Below are 3,745 nucleotides of genomic sequence, written 5' to 3'. Positions count from 1 at the left end.
GTCCTGCTTGACCGCCCCGAACTTGCGGGGCTCGGTACGTACGAGTTTGGTTGGTCCGATTCCGATGCGGCGGGCGCGTCCGCCAGGCGCGGGGTTTCGCCGGAGGTCGTGACCGATATTTCGCGGTTGAAGAACGAGCCGGACTGGATGTTGCAGCGGCGGTTGAAGGCGTTGGAGTTGTTCGAGCGGAAGCCGATGCCGACGTGGGGCGCGGATTTGTCCGGGATCGATTTCGACAACATCAAGTACTTTGTGCGGTCCACGGAGAAGCAGGCCCAGACCTGGGAGGACCTGCCCGACGACATCAAGAACACCTACGAGAAGCTCGGTATCCCGGAAGCGGAACGTAACCGCCTGGTGTCCGGTGTGGCCGCGCAGTACGAGTCCGAGGTGGTGTATCACCAGATCAATGAGGAGCTCGAGGCGCAGGGTGTCATTTTCATGGACACCGACACGGCGTTGAAGGAGCACCCGGAGATTTTCCAGGAGTATTTCGGCACGATCATCCCGTCGGGGGATAACAAGTTCGCGGCCCTGAACACGGCGGTGTGGTCGGGGGGTTCGTTCGTGTATGTGCCGCCGGGCGTGCATGTGGAGATTCCGTTGCAGGCGTATTTCCGGATCAACACGGAGAACATGGGCCAGTTCGAGCGCACGTTGATCATTGCCGATGAGGGCAGTTATGTGCACTACATCGAGGGCTGCACGGCTCCGATCTATTCGTCTGATTCGTTGCATTCGGCGGTGGTGGAGATCGTGGTGAAGAAGAACGCCAGGGTGCGGTACACGACCATTCAGAACTGGTCGACGAATGTGTACAACCTGGTCACGAAGCGGGCCACGGCGGGCGAGGGCGCCACGATGGAGTGGATCGACGGCAATATCGGGTCGAAGGTCACGATGAAGTACCCGTCGATTTATTTGCTGGGGGAGCATGCCAAGGGTGAGACGTTGTCGGTGGCGTTCGCGGGTCCGGGTCAGCATCAGGATGCGGGCGCGAAGATGATCCACATGGCCCCGTATACGCAGTCCTCGATCGTGTCGAAGTCGATTGCGCGGGGTGGTGGCCGGTCGGGTTACCGGGGTGAGGTGCGGGTGGATGCCACGGCGCATCACTCGGCGAACACGGTGCGGTGTGACGCTCTGCTGGTGGATACGCAGTCGCGGTCTGACACGTATCCGGCCATCGATATTCGGGTGGATGATGTGCAGCTGGGTCATGAGGCCACGGTGTCTCGGGTCAGTGAGGAGCAGTTGTTCTATCTGATGAGTCGGGGGATGCCCGAGGATGAGGCGATGGCGATGATCGTGCGTGGGTTCATCGAGCCCATTGCGCGGGAGCTGCCGATGGAATACGCCCTGGAACTCAACAAGCTCATTGAAATGGGCATGGAAGGATCGGTCGGCTGATGTCCGCCGTCGCAGCACCACTGAATACAGCCATGCCCGCTTCTGAAGCGATGCCGACATCTGAACAGCACGGCATCAAGGAGCACTCGGACGGCCGCTTCGGCTTCGTCCCCGTGCAGACCCGCAACGACCGGTTCACGAGCGTCGACGTCGCCGACTTCGCACCCGTCACGGGGCGGGAAGCGGTCTGGAAGCTCTCCCCGGTGAAGAAGTTCACCGACCTGACCGCGGGGGTCCTGGACGGGTCCGTGTACCCGATCGAATCGACCGATGTTGCCGGTGTCGACGTCGCCTGGGTCAACCGGGATGATTCCCGGGTCGGCGCCGCCGGCGCCCCGGAGGAGCGCGCCGCCGCGAACGCGTGGTCCAGTTTCGAGCGGGCCCTCGCGATCACGATCAGTGGGGAAGAGGCCAAGGAGGTCACCCTCACCCGGTCCCAGTTGGGTGCGGGGCCGCGGGCCGCGCACACGATCATCGAGGCGAAACCGTTCAGCCGGGCCACGATCATCCTCGAGAACACGGGCGAAGCCCGCCTGAGTGAGAACGTGGAGATCATCCTGGGGGAGTCCGCGAACCTGACGGTGGTGAGCCTGCAGGAATGGGGCGACACTGCCGTGCACCTGACCAACCATTTCGCATCCGTCGGCCGGGACGCGCGCCTGAAGCATGTGGTCGTGAGCCTCGGCGGCAGTATCGTGCGGGTGAATCCGTCGGTGCGGCTGGCCGGGGAGGGGTCGGACACGGATTTGTTGGGCCTGTATTTCGCTGACGCGGGTCAGCACCTGGAGCAGCAGGTGTTCGTGCATCACGACGCGCCGAACAGTCGCAGCCGGGTCACGTACAAGGGGGCGTTGCAGGGCCAGGGCGCCCGCACGGTGTGGATCGGTGACGTGCTCATCGGGCGGAACGCGGCGGGCACGGACAGTTACGAGCAGAACCGCAACCTCGTGTTGACGGAGGGCACCCGGGCGGACTCGATCCCGAACCTGGAGATCGAGACCGGCGATATCAAGGGTGCCGGGCACGCGAGTGCGACGGGTCGGTTCGATGATGAGCAGTTGTTCTACCTGCAGTCCCGCGGCATCACGGAAGACGAGGCGCGGCGTCTGGTCGTGCGCGGCTTCCTCAGCGAGATCGTGCAGCAGATCGGATCCCCCGCCCTCGAAGACCGCCTCCAACTGGCCATCGAAGCAGAATTGACCGCGAGCAGCCCGAGCTAAGCATCCGTCGCCGCCCCACCACCGGCAGACCCCCGGCCGACCCGTCGGCCACTCCCATTTTTTACCGGCGCCTGCGCCGAAGACNCGGAAGACGAGGCGCGGCGTCTGGTCGTGCGCGGCTTCCTCAGCGAGATCGTGCAGCAGATCGGATCCCCCGCCCTCGAAGACCGCCTCCAACTGGCCATCGAAGCAGAACTACTCGGAACAGAGGAAAAATAACATGGCGTCCACGAAGATCTGCGCCTTCGAAGAACTCGGCATCAATGAGGCCGTCAAGGTCGAGATCGACGGCGTGCCCATCGTCGTCGTCCGGGACGCCGCCGACGCCGTGTTCGCGATCGGCGACACCTGCACCCACGGCGACATCTCCCTGTCCGAGGGGTTCGTCGAGGACGACACCGTCGAGTGCTGGGCCCACGGTTCCAAGTTCTCCCTCAAGACCGGCAAACCGCTGAACCTTCCGGCCTACGAGCCTGTCCCCGTGTACAAGGTCGACCTGATCGACGGGGACGTCTACATCGACCCCTCCGTCATCGTCCCGGTCTGACCTTCCCCCCCCACTTACCGGCGCTTGCGCCGAAGAAACGAAAGAGAATTCCATGTCAGTGCTACAGATCATCGACCTGNCGAAAGAGAATTCCATGTCAGTGCTACAGATCATCGACCTGCACGTCAGCGTCGAGACCGAGCAGGGCACCAAGCAGATCCTGCACGGTGTGAACCTCACCATCAACGAGGGCGAGATCCACGCCATCATGGGGCCCAACGGCTCCGGCAAGTCCACCCTCGCGTACACGATCGCCGGTCACCCCAAGTACACCGTCGACAGCGGCTCGATCCTGCTCGACGGCGAAGAGGTCACCACGATGACCGTGGACCAGCGCGCCCGCGCCGGCCTGTTCCTGGCCATGCAGTACCCGGTCGAGATCCCCGGCGTGACCGTGACGAACTTCCTCCGCACCGCGAAGACCGCGATCGACGGCACGGCGCCGCCCATCCGCACCTGGATCAAGGACGTGCGCGAGTCGATGAAGGCGCTCCGGATGGACAAGTCCTTCGCCGAGCGCAACGTGAACGAGGGCTTCTCCGGCGGTGAGAAGAAGCGCAACGAGATC

The 3,745-nt window shown here is 63.6% G+C and carries 4 protein-coding genes; all 4 read left to right on the top strand.

The genetic code is table 11. The annotated features are described in order from the left end of the window. A partial coding sequence (gene sufB, locus E3T24_RS01480; protein WP_134366859.1) for a Fe-S cluster assembly protein SufB occupies window positions 1-1,410 on the top strand: 1,410 nt, incomplete at its 5' end. A 50-nt stretch (window positions 1,411-1,460) separates the two neighbouring features. Further along, window positions 1,461-2,630: a Fe-S cluster assembly protein SufD gene (sufD, locus tag E3T24_RS01475; protein WP_134434209.1), complete on the top strand. Its 1,170-nt coding sequence runs from the start codon at window positions 1,461-1,463 to the stop codon at window positions 2,628-2,630. Window positions 2,631-2,850: 220 nt separating this feature from the next. After that, window positions 2,851-3,177, top strand: a complete 327-nt coding sequence (locus E3T24_RS01465) for a non-heme iron oxygenase ferredoxin subunit (protein WP_134434208.1) — start codon at window positions 2,851-2,853, stop codon at window positions 3,175-3,177. 94 nt (window positions 3,178-3,271) lie between these two features. Further along, window positions 3,272-3,745, top strand: a 474-nt coding sequence (locus E3T24_RS01460; RefSeq protein WP_134434207.1) for an ABC transporter ATP-binding protein, incomplete at its 3' end; no start/stop codon positions are given.

The organism is Cryobacterium sp. TmT2-59 (genome assembly GCF_004403545.1).
Taxonomy (GTDB): Bacteria; Actinomycetota; Actinomycetes; order Actinomycetales; family Microbacteriaceae; genus Cryobacterium; species Cryobacterium shii.
The sequence above is the reverse complement of the archived record's forward strand: the minus strand, read 5'-3'. Positions and strand labels throughout refer to the sequence as shown.

Excerpts from the sequence above, each read along its gene's own strand:
- sufD (WP_134434209.1), top strand. The coding sequence starts at position 1,461 with ATGCCGACATCTGAACAGCACGGCATCAAGGAGCACTCGGACGGCCGC.
- E3T24_RS01465 (WP_134434208.1), top strand. The coding sequence starts at position 2,851 with ATGGCGTCCACGAAGATCTGCGCCTTCGAAGAACTCGGCATCAATGAG.